The organism is Rothia sp. BD8, from assembly GCF_044878465.1.
GTDB classification, from domain to species: Bacteria; Actinomycetota; Actinomycetes; order Actinomycetales; family Micrococcaceae; genus Rothia; species Rothia kristinae.
Genome location: NZ_JANJES010000001.1, coordinates 274,341 through 296,671, shown reverse-complemented (window position 1 = coordinate 296,671; position 22,331 = coordinate 274,341). Strand labels below are relative to the sequence as shown.

The 22,331-nt window shown below is 73.5% G+C and carries 15 protein-coding genes; 4 read left to right on the top strand and 11 right to left on the bottom strand.

Annotation, left to right across the window (positions count from 1 at the left end; genetic code table 11):
- Positions 1-95: 95 nt before the first annotated feature.
- A complete protein-coding gene (locus NQ707_RS01340) occupies positions 96-3,737 on the bottom strand; it encodes an ATP-dependent helicase (protein WP_404434307.1) in 3,642 nt (1,213 codons plus the stop codon).
- A complete protein-coding gene (locus NQ707_RS01335) occupies positions 3,734-7,186 on the bottom strand; it encodes an ATP-dependent helicase (protein WP_404434303.1) in 3,453 nt (1,150 codons plus the stop codon). Before NQ707_RS01335 ends, NQ707_RS01340 begins: the two co-directional genes overlap by 4 nt.
- Positions 7,187-7,327: 141 nt before the next feature.
- Here NQ707_RS01335 and NQ707_RS01330 point away from each other — a divergent pair, with 141 nt between their 5' ends.
- From NQ707_RS01330 to NQ707_RS01315, 4 genes are all read left to right on the top strand, one after another.
- Complete coding sequence (locus NQ707_RS01330; protein WP_064725183.1) at positions 7,328-8,050, top strand: 3'-5' exonuclease; 723 nt, start codon at positions 7,328-7,330, stop codon at positions 8,048-8,050.
- Positions 8,051-8,117: 67 nt separating this feature from the next.
- The gene (locus NQ707_RS01325; protein WP_404434297.1) at positions 8,118-8,702 is read left to right on the top strand and encodes a hypothetical protein; all 585 of its coding nucleotides are present in this window, start codon (positions 8,118-8,120) and stop codon (positions 8,700-8,702) included.
- Entirely contained in the window at positions 8,692-9,132 is a 441-nt protein-coding gene (locus NQ707_RS01320) for a HEPN domain-containing protein (protein WP_404434295.1), read from the top strand. Before NQ707_RS01325 ends, NQ707_RS01320 begins: the two co-directional genes overlap by 11 nt.
- A 140-nt stretch (positions 9,133-9,272) precedes the next feature.
- Positions 9,273-9,584 (top strand): hypothetical protein, encoded by a 312-nt coding sequence (locus NQ707_RS01315; protein WP_404434293.1) that lies wholly within the window; start codon positions 9,273-9,275, stop codon positions 9,582-9,584.
- A gap of 3 nt (positions 9,585-9,587) precedes the next feature.
- Here NQ707_RS01315 and NQ707_RS01310 read toward each other — a convergent pair whose 3' ends face one another.
- The 9 genes from NQ707_RS01310 to hemE all read right to left on the bottom strand — a co-directional run bounded on the left by NQ707_RS01310 (position 9,588) and on the right by hemE (position 22,224).
- Positions 9,588-12,899: a type ISP restriction/modification enzyme gene (locus tag NQ707_RS01310; protein ID WP_064725210.1), complete on the bottom strand. Its 3,312-nt coding sequence runs from the start codon at positions 12,897-12,899 to the stop codon at positions 9,588-9,590.
- Positions 12,900-12,910: 11 nt separating this feature from the next.
- Positions 12,911-14,251, bottom strand: a complete 1,341-nt coding sequence (gene hemL, locus NQ707_RS01305; protein WP_404434289.1) for a glutamate-1-semialdehyde 2,1-aminomutase — start codon at positions 14,249-14,251, stop codon at positions 12,911-12,913.
- A gap of 73 nt (positions 14,252-14,324) precedes the next feature.
- Positions 14,325-15,365: a porphobilinogen synthase gene (hemB, locus tag NQ707_RS01300; protein ID WP_404434287.1), complete on the bottom strand. Its 1,041-nt coding sequence runs from the start codon at positions 15,363-15,365 to the stop codon at positions 14,325-14,327.
- A gap of 60 nt (positions 15,366-15,425) precedes the next feature.
- Complete coding sequence (locus tag NQ707_RS01295; protein ID WP_058731135.1) at positions 15,426-16,310, bottom strand: uroporphyrinogen-III synthase; 885 nt, start codon at positions 16,308-16,310, stop codon at positions 15,426-15,428.
- Positions 16,307-17,419 (bottom strand): hydroxymethylbilane synthase, encoded by a 1,113-nt coding sequence (gene hemC / locus NQ707_RS01290; RefSeq protein WP_133566063.1) that lies wholly within the window; start codon positions 17,417-17,419, stop codon positions 16,307-16,309. The genes NQ707_RS01295 and hemC overlap by 4 nt, the downstream gene beginning before the upstream one ends.
- Positions 17,416-18,747, bottom strand: a complete 1,332-nt coding sequence (locus NQ707_RS01285; RefSeq protein WP_404434282.1) for a ferrochelatase — start codon at positions 18,745-18,747, stop codon at positions 17,416-17,418. Before NQ707_RS01285 ends, hemC begins: the two co-directional genes overlap by 4 nt.
- Positions 18,744-19,517, bottom strand: a complete 774-nt coding sequence (hemQ, locus tag NQ707_RS01280; RefSeq protein WP_064725175.1) for a hydrogen peroxide-dependent heme synthase — start codon at positions 19,515-19,517, stop codon at positions 18,744-18,746. The genes NQ707_RS01285 and hemQ overlap by 4 nt, the downstream gene beginning before the upstream one ends.
- Positions 19,518-19,613: 96 nt before the next feature.
- Positions 19,614-21,065 carry an NAD(P)/FAD-dependent oxidoreductase gene (locus tag NQ707_RS01275; RefSeq protein WP_100463079.1) on the bottom strand — a complete coding sequence of 484 codons (1,452 nt, stop codon included), beginning with the start codon at positions 21,063-21,065 and terminating at the stop codon, positions 19,614-19,616.
- Entirely contained in the window at positions 21,052-22,224 is a 1,173-nt protein-coding gene (hemE, locus tag NQ707_RS01270) for a uroporphyrinogen decarboxylase (protein ID WP_363834288.1), read from the bottom strand. The genes NQ707_RS01275 and hemE overlap by 14 nt, the downstream gene beginning before the upstream one ends.
- Positions 22,225-22,331 lie beyond the last annotated feature (107 nt).

Here is a 22,331-nt window from a genome sequence, read left to right as displayed (position 1 = left end):
ACCGCGCTCCCGACGACGGGCGAGCTCCACTCGGTCGGTCCGCCTCGGGCGCGCCGAACCGACCGATCCGCCGTCAACCCCCGGGCGCCCTGTGCTCACCGCGGGGCGTGTCCCAGCCGGGCCAGCAGCGCGCTCAGCTCCTCCTCCCCCGGCAGGTGCTCCGGGGTGATCTCCCGGTTCTGGGCGATGTAGTGGAAGCTGGCGCGCACCGTCGCCGGGTCCAGATCCCGCAGGCGGGCGAAGGCCAGCCGGTACACGGCCAGCTGCACGGACCGGTCCGCCAGCTCCCTCCCGGTGGGCACCCGGCCGGTCTTCCAGTCCACCAGCTCCCATTCCGGTTCCCCCGGGGCCGGGTCCGGGGTGCGGAACACGGCGTCGATCCGCCCGCGCACCGTGATCCCGCCGAGGCTGGTCTCCAGGGGCAGCTCCACGGCCCACGGCTGACGATCCGCCCACCGGGAGGCCAGGAACTTCTCCTGCAGGGTGCTCAGCTCCTGCGGGGTCTCCTCCTCTGGGTCCGCCAGCCGCTCGCCCAGATCCAGCATGGCCGGGGCCCCGTAGCGGTGCTCGAGCCACTCGTGGAAGCGGGTCCCGGCCCGCGCCTGGGCCGAGGGCCGCCGCGGCATGGGGCGACGGACGGCGCGCAGCACCGCCTCCGGGTCCTCGGCCAGGCCCACCACCAGGGAGGCGCTGACGTGGCGGGGGATCTCGGTGCGCTGGGCGGCGCGGGCCCGGGTCCGACGCAGGGCCAGCAGCAGCTCGGTCTCCTCCTCCCAGGCCAGGGTCTCGGGAGTGCTCTCCCCCGGCGCCTCACCCGCTCGGGCTGCGGCGTCGGCGGCAGGCCCGCCGGTGCGCTGAGCGATCCGCTGGCGCACCAGGGCGGCCGCCCGCTCCACCTCGGCCCGGCGGCTGCGCACCGGACCGGGGTCCAGCGCGGCGTCGGCCTGCGCGGTCCCGGTGAGCCCGTCCAGGGTCTCGAGATCCTCCCATCGGGTCACCGCCGGCTGGGTCAGGGGATCAAAGGGCCACAGGGCCACCAGGACGCTGCTGCGCTGGGGGTTCTGTTCCCCGGCCTCCAGCGGCGCGGCCTCGTGCACGATCCGCACCGACTCCTCGGGCAGGTCCGCCAGGAACCGGGAGGGCACCCGGGGCTTGGCGCGGGTGCCGGTCCAACGGCTGGATCCGATGCTCACCAGCTCCCGGGCGCGGGTGATGGCCACGTACGCCAGGCGCCGCTCCTCGGCGACCACCCGCTCGTCGTTGTCCTCCAGGAAGGCCGTCCAGCTCTCCTGCAGCCCCGTGGTGCCGGTCTGGTCCGTGTCCCACTGGGGCAGGTGCCCGCGGTCCCCGCGCAACGGCCAGGGCAGGGCGCCGAGGCTGTTGAGCCAGTGCTCGCGCTGATCCGTGGGGAAGATCCCCTCGGCCATGCCGAACAGGTGCACCTCATCCCATTCCAGCCCCTTGGACCCGTGCACGGTCAGCAGCTGCACGGCCCCCGGGACGGCGGGTCCGGCGGGCAGCGGCAGGCCGCTCTCCTCCCGGGCGGCGGTCTCCAGCCAGGCGAGGAAGGCGGTGACCCCGGCGGCGGAGGACGTCACGGTGTAGCGGTGCTCCTGCGGGGTGGCCTGCTCCGCCGCGTCCGAGTCGGCGCCCGCCGGGGCGAACAGCTCCGGGTGGGTCCCGGCGTCCAGGGTCGCCGCCATGCGCGGGGCGGTGGCGCAGTACTGGGCGGCGGCCTGGTGGAAGGCGTCCAGGTGCATCCGCGCCTCGTGCGCGGAGCGCCCTGGGTGGGAGGCCAGCTCGATGTCCAGCAGGCTCAGCCGCTCGATGTGGTGCAGCAGCGTGGTGAGGTCCTCGCCGAGGTAGCCGCGCAGCTCCTCCAGCTCCCGCGCGCACCGTTCCAGCCGCTGCCGGGCCTCCGGACTCAGGGCGCGCCCGGTCGCGGAGGTCCAGGCCGGTCCGGGCAGGGTCTCGATGCCCTCGATGAGGCTGGCCCCGTCCGTCTCGTCCCCGCCGCCGGTGCGCAGCAGCTCCTGCACGGCTTCCCGGGCCTGGGCCTCGGCCTGCTCCGGATCCGGGGCCTCGCCCCGCCCGGCGCGCAGCCCCTCCTCTCCGGGAACCTGACCTTCGGGGGTGGTGAGGTCCTCGGCGATCCCGCGCTCCACCGCCCGGCGGCGGCGTCGGGCGAGGAAGCGAGCCCAGTCGTTCAGGGCCATCAGGTCCCGGGCGCCGATCCGCCAGCGGGCCCCGGCCAGCAGCCGCATCAGGGCATCGGCGCGGGAGGGGTCGGAGAGCACGCGCAGGGTCGCGACCATGTCCACGACCTCCGGGGTCTGCAGCAGCCCGCCCAGACCCAGGACCTCGGCGGGCACCCCCTGCCGCTCGCATTCGGCCCGCACGGTCTCCAGCTGGGCCCGGGCCCGGCACAGCACCGCGGCGGTGGCCGGCTCCCGGCCCTCGGCCCGCGCCTGCTCGGCCCGCTCCCGGATGCCGCGCACCAGGTCTGCGGCTTCCTCCTCCTCGCTGACCCAGGTGCCGGTGAGCACCTGGCCCGCGGTGGGCTCGGGACGGGGCACGAGGTCCGGGACGGGGAAGCGCCGCTCCCCCGGCGCCCAGGGTGCCGGCCGTCCCAGGGGGGCGGCGACGGCGTTGGCGGCGTCGAGGATGCGGGTGCCGTTGCGCCAGGCCGCGGTCAGGTAGGACGGTGCGGCGTCCTCGGCCGGGAAGTAGGCGGGGAAGTCGAACAGCTGACCCTCGGAGGCGCCCCGGAAGCCGTAGATGGACTGCTTGGGATCCCCCACCGCCATGACGCTGTGGCCGTCCCCGAACAGCGTGGAGAACAGCACCATCTGGGCGTGGGAGGTGTCCTGGAACTCGTCCAGCAGCACCACCTTGTACAGCTCCCGCTGCTCCCGGGCGACGGCGGGCACCTCGCGGGCCAGGCGGGCGGCATCGAGCAGGAGGTCCCCGAAGTCCATGACCTGCATGGTCTGCTTCAGCCGCTGGTAGCGCACCGCCAGGCGGGCGACCAGCAGCTTCTGCTCCAGCTTGGTCACGGCGGCGTTACGGGCGGCTTCGGCCTTCTTCAGCTGCTGGGGGTGGTCGTTGGGCAGGGCCCGCAGGCGCGCCAGCTCGGTCTCGCAGGTCGCCGCGACATCGGCGGGGTCCACGAGGTGCTCGGCGCACTCCCCGCTGAGCTGCAGCACGGCGGTGACCAGGGTGGAGGCGGCCGGCACCTGCTCGGGCAGAGGCCCCTCCCAGTGGGCCACGAGCTGAGCGGCCAGCTGGTGGCTCTGGGCCGCGCCCAACTGGGCGGCGTCGCGCTCGACGCCGATGCGCAGCCCGTACTCGCTGACCAGCGCCTTGGCGTAGGAGTGGTAGGTGGACACGGTCGGGTCCAGCTCCGGGGCCTGCGGGTCCTCTCCCGGGGGGCGCAGGCCGTGCTCGGCCAGGGTCGCGAGCCGGGAGACCATGCGCTGGCGCAGCTCCGCGGCGGCCTTGGTGGTGAAGGTGACACCGAGGATCTCCTCGGGGCGGGCGAAGCCGTTGACGACGAGCCACACGACCCGGTCCACCATGGTCGCGGTCTTCCCGGACCCGGCCCCGGCCACGACCAGGCGCGGGGCGAGGTCGGCGCTGATGATGCGCGACTGCTCCGCGGTGGGGGCGGGACGCCCGAGGATGCGGGCGATCTCCTCCGGGGTGTGGCGCGCCTGGGCGGCGAGGGGGGTGCTCATGGTTGGGTGACCTGCCTTCCGGAGGCGCACAGGGGACAGATCTCGGGCAGGGCGCAGCCGAGTCCGTGGGCGCCGGTGTTCTGCTCGGTGTGCCGGGCTTGGAAGCGCTCGTGGGCGATCAGCTCGGCGCAGCGCTGCACGAGCTCCACCGCCCACTGATCCTCCGGGCCCAGGGCCTCCTGCTGCTGGTTCCCGTAGGAGGCGGTGCCGGTGCCCAGCTGCACGAGGGCCGCCCCGCCGGAGAGCTCGGTCAGGCGGGCTCCGCGCAGCTCGAGGACCTCGGGGTCGCCGTCTCGCCGCCCGGAGGCCTGCTGCGAGGCGGCGGCATCGGGCGAGTCCCCCGGGTCGGCGGCGTCCGACGGTCCGGCATCCGCCCCGTCTCGGGCTTCCGCCCCGTCCCGCGCAGCCTGGGCGGCCATGGCCTGACCGGCCCCGGCGGCCAAGGCCACCTGGTACCCGGCCAGCTGGGGGTGGTGGGCCATCTGGGCTTTGGTGGGCGCGTGGCGCCCCGTCTTCAGGTCGATCACCACGTACCGGCCGAGCTGGTCCACCTCGAGGCGATCCACTCGGCCGGTCAGCAGCGCGTCGCGGGCGGGACCGGGCACCAGCACCTGGAAGGAGCCTTCGATGCCGGCCAGCCGGCGTCCCTCCTTCAGCCGGGAGTCCACGGCGTACTGGGCGAATTTGCGGATCATGGTCTCCGCGCGCTGCCAGGTCTGCTCGGTCTCCCAGGTCTCGGGCAGGCGCAGGGCCTCGAAGCGGCGGCGCAGCTCCCCGACGAGCTCGTGCCCGGCGGCTTCGGGCAGGTCCTGGGCCACCTCGTGGATGAGGGTGCCGAGGGAGCGGGACAGGTCCGTGCCGGCCTGCCCGCCGGAGACGGCGACGAACCAGTCCAGCGGCGAGCGCACGATCCCCTCCATCCGGGAGGGGGTCACCGGCACGGGCTTCTCGGCCGGCAGGGCGGGCTCGGTGCTGGACAGCGGGGCCAGACCCCACCAGTCCTCCGGGTGAGCTCCGGGCACCGGCGGCAGCGGGGCCCGCGGCGCGCCGCCCTCCGCGGCGGTCCCCGCGACGTCGTCGACCGGACCGCCCTCACCCGGGGCGTCAGCATCCGGGGCGCCGTCGTCCAGGGCGAGGCGGGCCAGGCAGTCCGCGGCGCGCAGGGCCCGCTCCGGATCCTGCGGGTCCTGGGCGGCCCGGCGCAGCTCGGCGACCAGCCCGCGCAGGGTCATCGGCCGGCGCACGGGGGTCAGAGCGGGCTGCTGCATCTGGTCCGGGGCGAGCATGGCCAGCAGCTCGCTGGGCTCGGTCTCGGCGTCGGCGACGGCGGTGACCACCAGGCGCTGGGAGGCCCGGGAGATCGCGGCGGCGAACATCCGCAGCTCATCCACCCGGGTCTCGCGCACCCGCATCCCGTGGGTGACGCGCGCGGCCTGCTCGGGACCGAGGAACACGGCGTCGGCCAGCTGCGGGGCGGCCAGCAGCCCGCCGCGCACGGTGAGGTTGGGCCAGACGCCGTCCTGCACGCCGGAAACGATCACGACGGGCCATTCGCGTCCGGCCGCGGAGGCCGGGGTCAGCAGGCTCACGGCCGCACTGGGGCCGCCGACCGGCGCGAGGGTGTCCATGGGCAGGTCCTGGCTGTCCAGGTAGTCCAGGAACTGCTCGACGCCGGCCCCGGTCTGCTGCTCGGCGAAGCGCTCCGCGGATTTGAACAGCTCGACCATCGCGTCCAGGTCCCGGTGAGCCCGCTGGGCCGCCGGGCCGCTGCCGCGGGAGGCCTCCTCCCAGGTCTTCGCCAGGCCGCTGGCCTCCCACAGGGCCCACAGCACGTTCTCCGCCGAAACGTCCGGCTCGGCCATCGCGGCCCGGCCCGCGGCCAGCACCGCGCCGACCCTGCGCAGCCCGGCGGTGCCGGGGCCGCTGCCGGCCAGATCGGGTCCCTGCTCCCCGTCGGCGGAGGCCTCAGTCCCGTCGATCTGGCGCAGGGCGGCCAGCAGCAGCTCGTCCCCGGAGCGCCGTCCCCCGGCCCGCAGCTCGCGGGCGCGCAGGGTCTGACGCAGCCGACGCAGCCCGGAGGGGCTGGTGCCGCCCAGTCGGGAGGTGAGCAGGTCCAGGGCGCGCGCCCCGGCCTCCTCCTCCCGGTCGGTGAGGATCCACAGGGCGTCCAGGAAGGGCCGCACGGCCGGTTCCTCGCGCAGCGGGGTCTCCGCCACCGGCACGGTCGCGGCGATGCCGTCGGCGTCCAGGTGCCGCTGGATCCGCGCCAGGGAGGAGCCGTTGCGCACGATCACGGCCATCTCCTCCAGACCCCGGCCGCCCAGCACGTGCTCCTCCAGGATCAGCTGGGACAGCAGCCGCAGCTCCTCCTGCTCGGAGCCCACGAGCAGCACCTCGGGGGCGCCGTCGCCCTGATCTGCCGCGGGACCCGCCGGAGCCACGTCATCGGTCTGCTCCTCGGTGGGCTGGGTGGGCTGCGCGGGAGTGCGCTGGGTCAGGGCCCCGGCGACCACGGGGATCCGATGGGCGATCCGCTCGAAGGCCGGGACCAGGCCCGCGGGCATCCGGTGGCTGGTGGCGAGGCTGACGCTGCGCAGGCCGCTCAGGGCGGGCAGTCGGCGCTCCAGGCCGGTGAGCAGCTCGGGTCGGGCGCCGCGGAAGCCCTGCACCACGGTGTCCGGACACGCGGTGAGCACCAGCTCGGCCGGATCCGCCAGCCCCGCGGGATACAGGGCGCCGAGCAGCCGCACGACGGCGGGGCTGGCCTCCTGCAGGTCATCGGCGAGGATCAGGCGCAGGCGGTTGTGCTCCTGCTCCACGAACTCCGGGTGGGTTTCCAGGAAGGCCGCGGCCTCGTGGATCAGGGCGGAGGGATCGTAGGCGTGGGGCATGCTCAGGCGGCGCAGCTGCTCGTACTCCACCCGGAAGTCCGCGGCGGCCACCCACTCGGGGTGGGCCATGGACCGGCCGAGCTCGCGCACCTGATCGGGGCTGAGATCGAACTCCGCGCAGCGGTCCAGGAACTCGCGGATCTCCCGGCGGAAGCCTCGGGTGCGCAGGGCCTCACCCAGATCCGTCGGCCAGGCGGGCGGGTGGCCGATGCCGCGCCGGTGGGTCTCGATCATCTGGCCGATGAGCACGTCCTGCTCCGGCCCGGAGAGCAGGCGCGGTTCGAAGGCCACCCCGGGCAGCTGCCCGGCCGCGTGGGCCCGGCGCAGCAGGTCGAAGGCGTAGGAGTGCCAAGCGCGGGCCGGCGGGGAGGAGACGGTGGCCCCGATGCGCTCGGAGAACTCCTGGCGCAGCCGGTCCGCGGCCAGGCGCCCGGGGGCCAGCAGGAGCACCGAGGCGGCGTCGTTCCCGGCGCGCACGAAGTCCAGGGCGCGGCGGATCAGGGCGGTGGAGCGCCCCGTCCCGGGGGCCCCCAGCAGCAGGGTTCCGGTGCCCGCCATGTGCTCCTCCTCGTCTCGCCTCTCACTCCGGCGCCGTCGTCGGGGTGTCTGTCCGCTCTCCATGAGACCACGGGCGACTGACAGATCGAAGCACCCCCGCGACGTCGGGCCCGGTGGCGCTGACCGGGTACGGTGATTCCCATGAGCACCGACGGCGCGACCGATCAGCGACCCTGGACCGAGCTACCCCGGGCCACCTTCGACCTGGAGACCACCGGCCCCAACCCCATGACCGCGCGGATCGTGACCGCCTCGCTGATCCTGGTGGCCCCGGACGGCGAGGTGCTGCGCCACGGGGAGTGGCTGGCGGATCCGGGGGTGCCGATCCCGGAGGAGGCCGCGGCGGTGCACGGCATCACCACGGAGCACGCCCGGGAGCACGGCGCCCCGGTGCGGCAGGTGACCTACGAGCTGGCCTCGGCCCTGGGCGGGCTGTTCGCCGACGGGGTGCCGGTGTTCGCCTTCAATGCCTCCTATGACTTCACGGTGCTGGACCGGGAGCTGGAGCGCCACGAGCTGCCGCCGCTGGAGCCGTTCCCGGTGGTGGATCCGCTGGTGCTGAACAAGCAGGCGGATAAGTACCACAAGGGCAAGCGGACCCTGGGCGTGCTCACCGAGGAGTACGGCGTGGAGCTGAAGGACGCGCACACCTCCGCCGCGGACTGCCTGGCCACCGAGCGGCTGGGAGCGGCGATGGCGCGGAAGTTCCCGCAGCTGGCGATGCCGGCCGGGCAGCTGCATGAGCAGCAGGTGCAGTGGGCGAAGGAGCAGGCCGCGGATCTGCAGGCGTACTTCGACCGGATCGGCAAGAAGACCACGGTCAACGGCGAGTGGCCGGTGCGCCCGGGACGGGCGGAGCAGTAGCCGACGGCGCCGCCGCACCCCTTGACGTTTCCCATGACAGAAACATATGTTTCTGTTGATGAAAACGTTGGCTTCACCGCTGACCCCCTTCCTCCGCTCGGATACGCTGGGGGCGCTGCTGGCTGAGGTCTACGGCCACCCGGAGGAGGAGTTCTCTCTGACGGAGCTGGGGCGGCTGACCGGGCAGAGCACACCATCGGTGCACCGTGAGGTGGACCGGCTGGTGGATGCCGAGGTGCTGCTGGACCGGAGGCAGGGCCGCAACCGTCTGGTGCGGGCGAATCCGGATCATGCTCTGTTCGAGCCGATGCGGCAGGTGATCGAGACGAGCTACGGCCCGATGCCCGTGGTCCGTGAGCTGTTCAGCGACGTCCAGGGTGCGGAGAAGCTGATGATCTACGGTTCCTGGGCCGCCCGGCGCGCGGGAGAGTCCGGCTCCTTCCCGCGGGACATCGACGTGCTCGTCATCGGGGACGCCTCCCGTCGGGAGCTGGCTCGCAGGGCTGAGCAGGCCGGGGAGCGTCTGGGCCTGCCGGTGAACGTCACCCGGGTCCCCCGGGAGGACTGGGAGGCGCCGACGCCCTCCCCGTTCATCGAGACCATCCGGTCTCGGCCGCTCGTGGAGATCTCGGAGGAGGTCCATGGTGGATGAGCGGATAGAGCAGATGATCCGCCAGCGTCAGCTGGAGCGGGTCTCCCCGAATCCCGGCCATGCGGCGAACGTCTTGGAGACCGCTTCACGGCACCTTCAGACGGCCCGGTTACTGGCCCAGACCGATGATCATGCCATGGCATTCACTGCCGCCTACGACGCCACACGGAAGGCCCTGGCCGGCGTTCTCGCTACCGAGGGCCTGCGGGTCCGTCCCGTCGGCGGTGCCCACCGCAACACAGGCATCGCGGCAGCGCTCTTCGTCGATGATGACGCGCTGGGCGAGTTCGAGTGGATGCGCCAGGTCCGCAACGCGACGGAATATCCCGATGAGGGCAGGCCGACGGCGACCCGGCAGGACGTGAAGGACTCCATCGAAGCAGCTTCCGACATCGTCGCAGCGTGCCGCACGTATCTCAGCACACGGTGAGTCCGTGGCCTGCTCACCTTCCAGAGCGGAATCGGTTCACGAGGAGTCACACCGGGCACCCCTCGCGGAGGACACAGTCTGGCTCCCTCTACGGGGCGCCGCCTACGCTGGTGGGACGCAGCTCTCACGAGGTGATGACGATGATGCACTGGATCTACACGGCAGCGGGCCTGCTGATCCCCGCCCTGGTCGCCATCGCGTGCTTCCGGGCCCTGATCACCTGGCGGCGACGCAGACTCTCGCGGGCGGGCAGCACGGAGGAATCCCCGCTCCGGGCGGTCTTCGACGCGGCAACCGCCCAGTCCACCCTCTACGGATTGCCACCGAGCACTTCATCCTCCATCACGCAGGAGCACCCTTCGGGCCCGGAGATCAGCCTGATCCTCGATGAGGACCCGACGGAGCCACCGACCGATGGCGCGGAAGCGCCGCGGATGGAACCGCGCACATAATCCTCACGCCCCAGACGGCTTGACGGACCTGTTCGGAGGCGGCCATGCGACACCGCCTCCCGACAGATTGTCCCTGGAGAGCAACGGCCCCTCGAGCACCGCAGCCAGCAGATCCTCCTGCTCAGCTTCCAAGGACACGAGGCGGGTGAGGGCACACAGCAGCTCCGTGAACTCCATGGACCAGCCCGTCTCCCATTCCTCGGGGACGATGTGATCCAACGGAGAGGTCTTCTTCCCATCGGGTCTGATCGAACGCTTATCGGCCCACGCGTCGATCACGTTGGTGCCGCCGACCATGTACCCGCGCACCTGCGGAGCGACGTGGCTCCACACCCCGGCGCCCAGGCGCAGGAGATAGGCGGCTTCGTCGTAGTCCACCGCCGAGGGCAGGGTAGACCCCATGCTCTTCTCGTACCGGGGCAACTTCAGCCCAGAAACCGGCGAGGTGACAGATCCCAGCCCTTCCCAATCACCGGCCAGAGCGTAGGTGTGGCACCACAGCACCTTGCGACCCAGCTCCACCGCACGGTCCCAGAGCCTCCTGTCTGCGGTGATGGGCACCCGGATACCGGGGGTGCGCAGCTCATCGTCGAAGGTCTCCACGTATCCGGGATGCCCGGTGATGCCGGCGACGTAGGCCGTCACATCAGGTCCGGTGACCTCGGTTCCGAGGCGACCTGTGAGCGTATCGAGCAGCCCGATGGGGAGATTCGCCGTGCCGTCCGGGTTCAGCATCGGCAGTACGCGACCGCCGCGGTTGTTGAAGTGATGCATGTCCGGCAGCAACCCGGAGAACGACAGGCCGGGGCCTTGTTTCGGGTGGAATGAGTGCTGCTCCGTGACGTACACCTGCCCGGGGATGCGACCTTCCCACAGAGGTGGCCGGCAGTCGTTGATGAGCCGCGAGTCTGCGATCACCCACTGCCGGTCGAAGGACCGGTACCCAACCCTCACCAGGGAGGCGTGCGGGATGAACATCTCCGTCTCGAAGGGCACCCTGGTGTTCTGGTAGGTGTCCGGCTCTCCCGCGCGGGAACGCGAGGGTGGAAAGGGTGCCTTGGTCTTGCGCAGGTTCGCGTCCCGGGTCTCCTTGAACAGCGCGGACTTCTCCGCCGGGTCGGTCTCAGCAACCACGGTGTTCAACCGGTACTGCAACGTGTCCGGGGACGGGGAGTACACCCAGGTGCGGTTGGGCTTGAGTCCCGGGGAGTACCACGGGTACAGGTCACGCACCGACGGGAACGAGGACCAGGCGGCCCCCGAGCGCGGGGTGAACGGCGCCTGCCACGCGGTGGGGGCTTCCTGCCACCCGTCCCCGGCCAGGTGAATGTCGGGGAACTGCTCGAACTTCCGGGCCTTCGTGCCGGACACGTTCCGGTAGTAGATCGGCGCCGGAGTGTCCGTGTCGGTGTGCGGCCCGCGGACGAACACGCCCACGGCCACCGGGGTCTGGATAGCGAACACCCCATGACCCGGGGGCGGGTTGATTCCTTCCGGGGCGATGTTGATGATCCACCCGGCGGAGCACTGCCGGCGCAGGTACTCGCGCATCCCCGCGAACCCGGGACCGGTGAGATACCCGGTGGCCGTCACGAAACACACCACCCCCTGATCCGTGCCCTCCAGCTCACGGTGCGCGGTGGACTCAAACGCCTTCCACGTCGCCCACCGCCAGAAGTAGGCGTACAGGTTCTTGAGGTGTTTGGCGTGGGCTCCATCACCGGGTGCTCTGAACTCGTCCAGCGGCGCCCGGCCCGTGGCCGGGTCTACTCCGTTCTCGATCCACCCCCCTAGTCCTTTGGAACGTTCTTTATAGGGGGGATTGCCGATGACGACCTGAATGTTCTCGTCCCGCTTGACCCGGTTCGCTTCCACCCGCTGCTGGGCGATCAGACCCGCGTTCCACGACAACCCCTCATCGGCGGCGGTGGCCGCCGGGTCCTCCAAGGTGTCGCCCACGAACATGCGCAACCCGGTGGACGGCATACTGGCCCCGGCCTCCTTCACGGCCTGGGAGATGCGCAGCTCCGCGACGGAGAACGGACCGGATTGCAGCTCGATCCCGTACAACCGGCCCACCATCGAAGACACCGCCTCCGCGGCAGCCCCCGGCCCGTACTCGGCGGCAGCATCCGCAGCGACCCGCCGCAGCACCGAGAGGGGGTACGTCCCGGTACCCATCGCCGGGTCAATCACCGAGGTCACGGGATCACGCAGCCCCCGCGGGCGCCCCAGGTGCTCCCGCACCGCCTCATCGGCCCAGGACACCATCGCGTCCACCAGCTCCACCGGCGTGTAGTAGGACCCCGAGGCTTGTTTTAACGCCGGGTCATAGGCACGGAGGAAGTGCTCGTAGAGGTGCAGGTACAGGTCCGAACGCCCGTCGGCCATGTGCCCCCAGTCCACCGCGGACAGGGTGCGGGTGATCGTCTCCACCGCGGTCTGCACCGGGGTGGAACGGATCGGCTGGGCCACCAGCGACAAGGACCGGCCCATTACCCCGTACTGGCCGGTGAGGGTTTCCGCGATCTCCGATAACGGCAACCGGCCCACCTCGACCCCCTCGGAGACGGCCAGCACCAGGGCGAACACCACGGTTTGGGCGAACCCGTCCGCGAACTGCTGCTCATCGGCTTCCGGGGACAGCACCCGCTGCCACTCCTTGTGCAGCGAACTGATTGGCTGCGCCGCCGCCGGCGCCCCGGCCCGGACCGCGCGGCGCTCATCACGCATCACGTCCAGGGTTTCCTCCCGCAACAGACGCGTCAGCGGCGCCAGGGTGTCCACCAGCTTCGACACCGAGGTGATCGGCGCCGGCTCCCACAGCACGAAGTCCGTGAGCATCCGTTCCAGCTCCGGCTGATACCCCACCGTGGACCCGCGCATCCGCAACAGATCCGGGACGTGCAACCCCCGTGGTTCGGCCACCAGCTCCCCGTACCGCCACAACCGCCACTCCACCCCGTTGGTGTGCAGCAGATTCGGTAGCTCCTTCAACCGCTGCCACTGCCGCCCATTGTGGCTGCGCGGCTTGTACGTGGAAGGGTCCAGGGACATCCCGGGGGCTTTCAGCTCAATGTGACCGGTGAGCACCCCATCCACCCGGACCCCGAAGTCGGGGCGCACCGCCTCACCGACGTCATCCGTCACCGTCACCTCGTTGTGGGCCACCACCCGGTGCCCCACCATCTCCCCCACCCCACGCATCAGCTCCGCAACAGGCGCAGCCAACGCGGCCTCACGCTGGCCGGGGCCACGCAGATTATCCCGAGCGGAGACCGCGAACTCATTCACCAGGTCAGCAAAATCCATCATGTCCTCCTCGATCACTCCCCCGGCCGCTGTGCCTGCGCCGCCGCGCGGGCGGCGTCGGGCAGGGCGGAGAGGATGCGGTCCATCGCGGCGTCGTCGTGCGCGGCGGAGAGGAACCACGCCTCGAAGGGCGAGGGCGCCAGGTACACTCCGGCGTCGAGCATCGCGTGGAAGAAGGCCGGGTAGCGCCAGGACTCCGAGGCCTTGATGTCCGCGTAGTTGCGCACCCCGTGCTCCCCGGTGCCGAAGGCCAGGGAGAAGATGTTCCCCGCGGTCTGGATGGAGTGGTCCACTCCGGCGGCCGTCAGCGCCTCGGTCAGGGCCTGGCGCAGCTGCTGCGAGCGGGCGTCCACCGTCCGGTACACCTGCGCGTCCGCGTGGTCCAGGGTCGCGATCCCGGCGGCCACGGACAGCGGGTTCCCGGACAGGGTGCCGGCCTGGTATACCGGGCCGGTCGGGGCCAGCTGCTCCATGACCTCGCGGCGTCCGGCCAGAGCGGCGATGGGCATGCCCCCGCCGATCACCTTGCCGAAGGTGAAGATGTCCGGGGCCCAGCCGCCCTGCTCGGGGCTGGTCAGCCCCCAGAACCCGGCCGAGGAGGCGCGGAACCCGGTGAGCACCTCGTCGAAGATCATCAGGGCGCCGTTCTCCCGGGTGATCTCCCGCAGCCCCTCGTTGAACCCGGGCCCCGGGGTCACCACGCCCATGTTGCAGGGGGCGGCCTCGGTGATCACCGCGGCGATCTGCCCCGCGTGCTCCGCGAAGGCCTTCCGCACCGCGTCCAGGTCGTTGTACGGCAGCACGATGGTCTCCGCGGCGGTCGCCGCCGTCACCCCGGCCGAACCCGGCATCGCCAGGGTCGCCACCCCGGAGCCGGCCTCGGACAGCAGAGCATCCACGTGCCCGTGGTAGCAGCCGGCGAACTTGATGATCAGATCCCGGCCGGTCACGCCGCGGGCCAGGCGGATCGCCGTCATCGTGGCCTCGGTTCCGGTGGAGACCAGCCGGACCTGCTCGATCGCGGGCTGACCGGCGGCCGCGGCGTTGATCCGCTCCACCACGGTCTCCGCCAGCTCCGTCTCCCCGGCCGTGGAGGCGCCGAAGGACAGCCCGTTCTCCACCGCCGCGTGCACCGCGTCGATCACGGCCGGGTGGCGGTGACCCAGCAGCGCCGGACCCCAGGAGCCCACCAGGTCCACGTACTCGAAGCCGTCCGCGTCCGTGACGTACGGGCCCTGCGCCTCCACGATGAACGGCGGCACCCCGCCCACGGAGTTGAAGGCCCGCACGGGCGAGTTGACCCCGCCGGGGATGACGCGGCGGGAGCGGGTGAACAGATCCTCGGAGATGCTCATGACGACTCCTTCGAGACGATGACGATGGTGCGGACGCGCCGGGACCTCCCCGGCGCGCGGAAACGACGGGAGATCAGCGGCGGCCGGCGCGCAGCCAGCCGGCGACCTCCGTGGCGTAGTAGGTGAAGATCAGGTCCGCCCCGGCCCGGCGGATCCCGGTCAGGGCCTCCAGGACGATCCGCTCGCGGTCCACCCACCCGTTGGCGGCCGCGGCCTCGATCATCGCGTACTCCCCGGAGACCTGGTAGGCCGCCACCGGCACCGGCGAGAAGTCCGCGACCTCCCGCAGCACGTCCAGGTAGGCCATGGCCGGCTTGACCATCACCATATCGGCTCCCTCCTCCAGATCCAGCTGGGTCTCCAGGAGGGACTCACGGCGGTTGGCCGGATCCTGCTGATAGGTCTTGCGGTCCCCAGTCAGGGAGGAGCCGACGGCGTCGCGGAACGGGCCGAAGAAGGCCGAGGCGTACTTCGCGGAGTACGCCATGATCGAGACCTCTTCGAAGCCCTCCTCGTCCAGGGCCTGCCGGATCGCGGCGATCTGCCCGTCCATCATGCCCGACGGGCTGACCACGTGCGCCCCGGCCCGGGCCTGGGAGACGGCCATCCGGCAGTAGGCGGCCACGCTGGCGTCGTTGTCCACGACGGTGGTGCCGAAGCGGTTCTGCGTCAGCGGCCCGCAGTGCCCGTGGGAGGTGAACTCGTCCAGGCAGGTGTCGGCCATGATCACGACGTCGTCGCCGAACTCGTCGTGCACGGCGCGGATGCCGCGGTTCAGGATGCCGTCCTCGGCCCAGGCGGCCGAGCCCTCGGCGTCCTTGTCCGCGTCGAGGGGCACCCCGAACAGGTCGATGCAGCGCACGCCCGCGGCCACGGCCTCGCCGACGGCGCGCACCAGGGATTCCACGGTGTGCTGGTGCTGGCCGGGCATCGAGGGGATCTCCTGCGGGGCGTCGATGCCGTCGCGCACGAACAGCACCTGGATCATGTCCTCCGGGTGCAGGCGGGTCTCGGCGACGATGTCGCGCATCGCGGGGTTGGTGCGCAGGCGCCGGGGCCTGCGGGTCAGGTCCAGGCGGGTGCGGGCGGGGGTCTGGGGGTTCTGCTCGGTCATGGGGTGGGTCTCCTCCCGGGTAGTTCGGATGCATTCGGAAGCGTTCGGGGTGGCGGCGACTCAGCCGGAGCGGGCGCGCAGCGCGGCTTCGGCCAGGTCCTCCGGGGCGGGGCTCACGGCGGTCACGGCGGCCAGGCCGAGCTCCCGGGCCCGGGCGGCGGTGGTGGACCCGAGGCAGACCACGGGCTCGGGCAGCGGGCCCAGAAAGTGCAGGGCCTCCAGCTGCCGGGGGGAGGTGACCAGCACGACGTCGGCGGCACGCTCGTGCAGGACCTCGGCGGTGGCCTGCCGATCCAGCGCCGGGGCGGCGGACTCGGCGGGACGCTCCTCCCCCGCGCCGCCCGGGGCCTGCCCGCCCAGGGGTTCCGGGGCCGGCCAGTCGGCCATGGCGTAGGCGACGGCCTCGGTGACCTCCGCCCCGAGCTCGCGCAGACCGTCGGCCAGCTCCGGCCGGTGCGGCCGACCGTGCACGCACAGCACGCTGCCCGGCGCCCCGGCGCGGCCCAGCCGGGTCAGCAGCCCGCGAGCGCTCTGCTCCTCCTCGCCGGCCGCGGTCTCGGCGGCAGGCGTCAGCCCCTGGGCGCGGGCCTCCTCGGCGGTGGCCCGGCCCACGCAGTGCACTTGCGTGCCGGCCAGCAGCGCGGCGGGCTCGGCGTGGACTGACCGGCCCGCTGCGTGCAGCCGGGCGAGCCCGGCGCGCAGCCCGCGCAGCCCGTTGACGCTGGTGAAGGTCGCGGCCTCCCAGGGACCGCCGCCCAGGGCCGAGTCCAGCGCGTCCAGCTCGGGCTCGGTCAGAGCACGCGGGGCCCGCAGCGGGCTGAGGATCAGGCGCAGCCGGCGCTTGCGCAGGGCCTCGGCCAGGGCGCGCGCCCGGTCCGGGGTGCGGGTGGCCAGCACGACGCCGTCCCGACCCGCGCTCGTGCGCCCCGCGTCGGTGCGGTTCACGCCCGGCCCGCCTCCGCCCCCGTGTACCGGTCGGCGCCGCGGCCCAGCAGGGTCTCGGCCAGCTCCGTGCCCAGCCGGGCGGCGGCCCGCTCGGCCTGCTCCAGCGGCTCCGGCCCGGGAACCCGACCGGAGACCTCCCCGGACCTCGCGCCGGGGGTCTCGGTCGCGGCGTCGACCCCGGGGAAGCCCGCCGGCAGCGGGGTGCGGGCGGTCTCCCGCAGGATCTCGGTGCCACGCGGATCCGCCACGACGGCCTCCAGGACGAGCCCGGGCGCCCCGGTCTCGTCGGTCTCCAGCTGGGCGTAGGCCCCGACCGGTGCCGCGCAGCCGGCTTCCAGGCGCAGCAGCAGAGCCCGCTCGGCGCGCACGGCCACCCGGGTGGCCTGGTCCTCCAGGGCGCGCAGGGCGGTGAGCACCTGCCCGTCCGTGTCCTCCGTGCGGTACTCCACGGCCAGGCAGCCCTGGCCCGCGGCCGGCAGCACCCGGTGCGGGTCCAGGAAGTCCGTGACCACGGCGGATAAGCCCAGGCGGGCCAGCCCGGAGGCGGCCAGCACGACGGCGTCCAGGTCTCCGCGGGTCTCCCGCCCGACGCCGATGTCCGTGACCCCGTGGTGCTCCAGCCCCCGGACCCGGGACAGCCGGGTGCCCACGTTGCCGCGCACGTCCGCGATCGCGCACTCCGGGCGCAGCGCCCGGATCTGGGCGGCCCGGCGCGGGGATCCGGTGCCGATCACCGCCCCGGCCGGCAGCTGCTCCAGGGTGAGTCCGTCCCGGGCCACCAGCGCGTCCCGCGGATCCTCCCGCGGGGGGTGGGCCAGGGCCAGGGCGCCGTCGAAGGCGTCCTGGGTGGGCAGGTCCTTCAGGGAGTGCACCGCCAGATCCACCCCGCCGGTCAGCAGCTCCTGGCGCAGGGCCGCGGCGAACACCCCGGTGCCGCCCATCTGGGCCAGCGGCCCGGAGGTCACGTCCCCGGTGGTGGTGACGATGGACAGCTGCGCCGGGACCCCGTGGGCCGCCAGGAGGTCGGCGACCTGCTGGGACTGGGTGGTGGCCAGCTTCGAGCCGCGAGTGCCCACCCGCAGCGGCGTTCCCGCACCCTCGGGGCTCATGCGTCCTCCGCGGGGGCGATCCGCTCGGCGTCGTCCCCGGTGTACTCGGCGATCACGGGCTTGACCCGCGCGGCCCGGGCCGGCTTGCAGCACTCCGGGTTGCAGGCGTCGAACCAGCCCTTGCCGCCGCAGGCGCTGACCCGGGCGGCCTGCACCCCGTCGGCGTCCTCGGCGGGGGCGGTCTGGGCCACCCGCTCGGCGATCAGGTCCCGCAGGCTGGCCACGTAGGCCGGGTGGGTGCCGGGGGTGGGGGTGCGCACCGCCTGGATGCCCAGCTTCTGGCAGGTCTCCATCGCCTCGGTGTCCAGGTCCCATTTGACCTCCATGTGGTCTGAGACGAAGCCCAGCGGCACCATCACGACGCCGTCCACGCGGCCCTCGAGCTTCTCCAGGGCGTCGTTGACGTCCGGCTCCAGCCACGGGGTGGACGGGGAGCCGGAGCGGGACTGGTAGACCAGCTCCCAGTCGCACTCGGCCAGCTCCGCCGGGTCCAGGGAGCCCAGCACGGCCCGGGCGGCCTGCAGGTGCTTCTCGACGTAGGCGGAGCCGCCCTCGTAGTCCGCGGCCCGCGGCCCGGCCTCGTCGGCCGCGGTGGTGGGCACCGAGTGGGTGCAGAACACGATGCGGATGCGCCCGTTGCCGGCGGCGGGATGCTCGGCGGCGGCGATCTTCTCGCGCACCTCGCGCAGGCCCGCGGACAGGCCCTCCGCGAAGGAGGCGATGAATCCGGGGGCGTCGTAGTGCTGGCGCAGCTTGTCGATGCGCAGCTTCCCCTCCAGGCCCAGCTCCTCCAGGGCCATCCCGTAGTCCTCGCGGTACTGGCGGCAGGAGGAGTACCCGGGGTAGGCGCTGGTGGCCAGCATCAGCAGCCTCCGGTGCCCGGCGTCGTAGGCCTGCTGCACGACGTCGTTGACGTACGGCTCCCAGTTGCGGTTGGCCCAGTACACAGGCAGGTCCGGGCCGCGCTCGGCCAGCTCCCTGCGCAGGGCCGCCAGCAGCTCCCGGTTCTGCTGGTTGATGGGGCTGATCCCGCCGTTGGCGCGGTAGTGGGTGGCGACCTCCTCCAGGCGCTCATCCGGGATGCCGCGCCCGCGGGTCACGTTGCGCAGGAACGGGATGACGTCCTCCTGGCCCTCGGGTCCGCCGAAGGAGGAGAGGATCACGGCGTCGTAGGCCGCCGGCGCCTCGGCGCGGGGCCGGGCCAGGCGCTGCTCGGAGACGAACTGCTCGCCCACGCGCAGCTCGGCGGGGCCGTGGCTGGCGGTGTTGTCCGGATCGGTGCGGTTGGGGATCGGGTCGGCGGGGATGTCGGCGGCGGTCAGGGTCATCGCAGCACCTCCACGGCCTCGGCGGCATCGATCCGCCGGCCGGCGTAGAACGGGGTCTCCTTGCGCACGTACAGGCGGGCCTCGGTGTTGCGGAAGTGGCGCATCATGTCCACCAGGTCCACCAGCTCCGGGGCCTCCAGGGCCAGCACCCACTCGTAGTCGTTCAGCCCGAAGGTCGCGATGGTGTTGGGCAGCACCTGCGGGAAGTCCCGGCCCTTCAGCCCGTGGTTCTTCATCATGTCCGCCCGGTGCCCGGGGTTGCGGTAGTACCAGTCCCAGCTGCGCACGAACGGGTAGACGGTCACCCACTGCTCCGGGGGGATGCCCTTGGCGAAGCTGGGGGCGTGGCGGCGGGTGAACTCGGCGTCGCGGTGCACGCCCATCGTGGACCACACGATCTTCGTCCCGGCGAAGGCGGCGGTGCGCCGGTAGCGGCGGATCGCGGCCTGCAGGGCCTCGGGGGCCTCGCCGTGGATCCAGACCATCACGTCCGCGTCATCGCGCATCGCGGAGACGTCGTAGAGCCCGCGCACGGTGACCCCGTCCGCGGCCAGCTCGGCCTCCAGCGCTTCCAGCTCCTCGGCGGCCTCGTCCCCGGGGGCCGGGGCACCCAGGTGCGGGTCGCGGGCGAAGACGGTGTACAGGGCGTAGTACAGGCGGTCATCGCCCTCCGCGGCGCCGTGGGCAGTGTGGGCCTGCGGGGCGTGCCCGGAGGCGTGCTGCTCGGAGCCGTTCTGCTCGGTGCTGTGGTGTTCGGTGTGCTCGGTCATGGCGGGTGCTCGACCTTCCTTTCCTTACGTTCCGTGCGGGCGCGCCGGTGATGCGGGCGGCGCGCCGGCGATCTTCGCGGCGGGGTGCGCTGGGCCTCATCCCCCGCGGGGTGCGGGCAGATCCAGGGCGGCGACGGCGCGGCGGGCGTCCGGGACCACCGAGGCCAGGCCGGTGCCGGCCAGCCACGCGCCGACGGCGCCGGCCCCGTCGACCTCGGCCAGGGCGCTGCGGAACCGCTCGGCCCGCGCCCGGTGTCCCGCCGGGACGCTGGGCATGGCCCCGTCCCAGCGGACGACGTCCGCGCCGAGGACGTCCTCCCGGCTCAGGGGCACCCCCAGGATCCGGGCGGCGTCGTGCAGGGCGAGGGCGGCCAGCTTCCCGTCGGGCAGCCGCACCTCCTCCCCCGCGGCTCCTCCGGCCCGCCCGTAGGACAGGCGCAGCACGTGCTGGTACTCCCCGAGGCGCTCGTCGATCCAGGCCCATTTGGCGTTGGCGTGGGTCAGCGCCTTGGCGCGCACGTCCCGGGCGGCCTCGGAGACCAGGACGCCGGTGCCGCGGGGCGCGTCGTCCAGAGCGGGGGCGCGCACCACGAGGGTGGCCAGCGCCAGCCGCGGCCCCGGCGCCAGCCCCGGAACGGCCTCCGGCGGCAGGTGGGGCCCCAGCAGCCGCACCGCGGTGGGGCCGTCGGCGGCCACCACGACGACGTCGGCGCGCAGGGCCGAGCGGTCCCCGGCCCCGCGCTGGCGGCGGATGGCCATCCAGGGCCCGTGTCCGGCGTCCCGGTCCAGGGCCAGCACCTCGCAGGCATCCACCAGGCGCACCCCGCGCCGGGTCAGATCGGCCACCAGGGCCTCGGAAAGCTGGTTCATCCCGCCCTCGATCCCGGCGACCTGGCTGCCGGCCGGGGAGGCTGCGCGCAGGGCGGCGGCGGAGGCGGCGAGGCTGCCGTGCTCGCGGATCCCGGCGCGCAGACCGGGGGCCACGGTGTCCGCGTCCAGCTCATCCGGATCGGTGGAGTGGATGCCGGTGGTCACCGGGGCGACGAGGTTCTCGGCCACGGCCCGGCCCATCCGGGCGCGCACCAGTCCGCCGAGGGTGCGCTCCTGGGCGCCGACGCGGGCGGGCAGGAGGCGATCCAGACCCGCCCGGTACTGCCCGGACCGGCCGAGGGCGGGGGTCAGGGCGGGGTCCAGCGGGTTGCCGGGGATCCCGAGGATCCCGGAGGCGGGCATCGGCACGGAGCCTGCGGGCAGGTGCAGCCAGGATCCGGTGGGGCGGGGGCGCACGATGCGCTCGGCCAGGCCCAGCTCGCCCAGCAGGGCGGGCACGGCGTCGTTGCGGGTGGCGAAGGACTCCGCGCCGGAGTCCAGCACCAGTCCGGCCAGCTCGTGGGCGGCCACCACGCCGCCGAAGTGCTCGCGCCGCTCCAGCACGGTGGTGCGCAACCCGCGCGCGGCCAGCTCCCGGGCCGCCACCAGCCCGGCGATGCCGCCGCCGATGACGAGGGCGGTGCGGGGACGGCGGGCGCGGGACTCAGCGGCGGGCATCCGCGTCTCCCTCGGGCCGGTCCTGCTCGGGGCCGTGGGCCGGCTGGGCGTGGATGAGCCGGACCAGGCGGGTGAGCACCTCCGGCTCGGTCTCCGGGGGCACGCCGTGGCCGAGGTTGACCACGTGGGTGCGGGCGGCGCGTCCGCGGCGCAGCACGTCCAGGGTGTGCTCGCGCAGCGGCTCCCACCCGGCGCCCAGCAGCGCGGGGTCGATGTTGCCCTGCAGCACCGGGTCCCCGCCCAGCCGGGCCGCGGCCTCGTCCAGGTCCAGGCGGTGGTCCACCCCGACGACGTCGGCCCCGGCCTCGCGCATGGCCCCCAGCAGCTCGGAGGTCCCGGTGCCGAAGTGCACGCGCGGCACCCCGTAGGCCTCGACCGCCGCCAGCGCCGCGGCCGAGTGCTCCTGGACGTGCTCGCGGTACTCGCGCAGCGGCAGGGAGCCGGCCCAGGAGTCGAACAGCTGCACCGCGGAGGCCCCGGCTTCCACCTGGGCGCGCAGGAACCGCCCGGACAGCTCGGCGGTCCAGGCGGCCAGCTCCCGCCAGGCGGCGGGGTCCGCGTGCATCATGGTGCGCGGGGCCAGGTGGTCTCGGGAGGCCGCCCCCTCGACCATGTAGGCGGCCACGGTGAAGGGGGCGCCGGCGAAGCCGATCAGCGGGGTGTCCCCCAGCTGCTCGACGGTGCGGGTCACGGCCCCGCGCACGGGGTCGAAGGCGGAGTCGGGCACCTCGGGCAGGGTCCGGATCGCGGCGGCGTCCCGGTACGGGGTGCCCATCACGGGCCCGCGACCGGGCACGATGTCCACGTCCAGCCCGGCCACCTTCAGCGGCACGACGATGTCGGAGAAGAAGATCGCGGCGTCCACCCCGTGTCGGCGCACCGGCTGCAGGGTGATCTCCGCGGCCAGCTCGGGGGTCAGGCAGGCCTCGAGCATCGAGGTGCCCTCGCGGGCCCGGCGGTACTCGGGCAGGGAGCGTCCGGCCTGGCGCATGAACCACACGGGCGGGTGCCCGGGGCGCCGTCCGGTCATGGCCCGGATCATGGGGGATTCCGCGGCGCCGCGGCTGCGCAGGGGGTGCTCGGCGGGCAGCAGCGCCAGCTGCTCCTCGCCGAGCAGGGTCCGGCCCGCCGTCGGGCGCGGTGAAGAGGTCTCAAGCATGGTGCCTCCCATTGTGCCAACCAGCGCCCCCGCTTTTGCCGACAGGGTGTCATCCCCGGGCGGGTTCGCGGGTGGGATCCGACACCCCGGCGTGTCGTCGGTCTCCG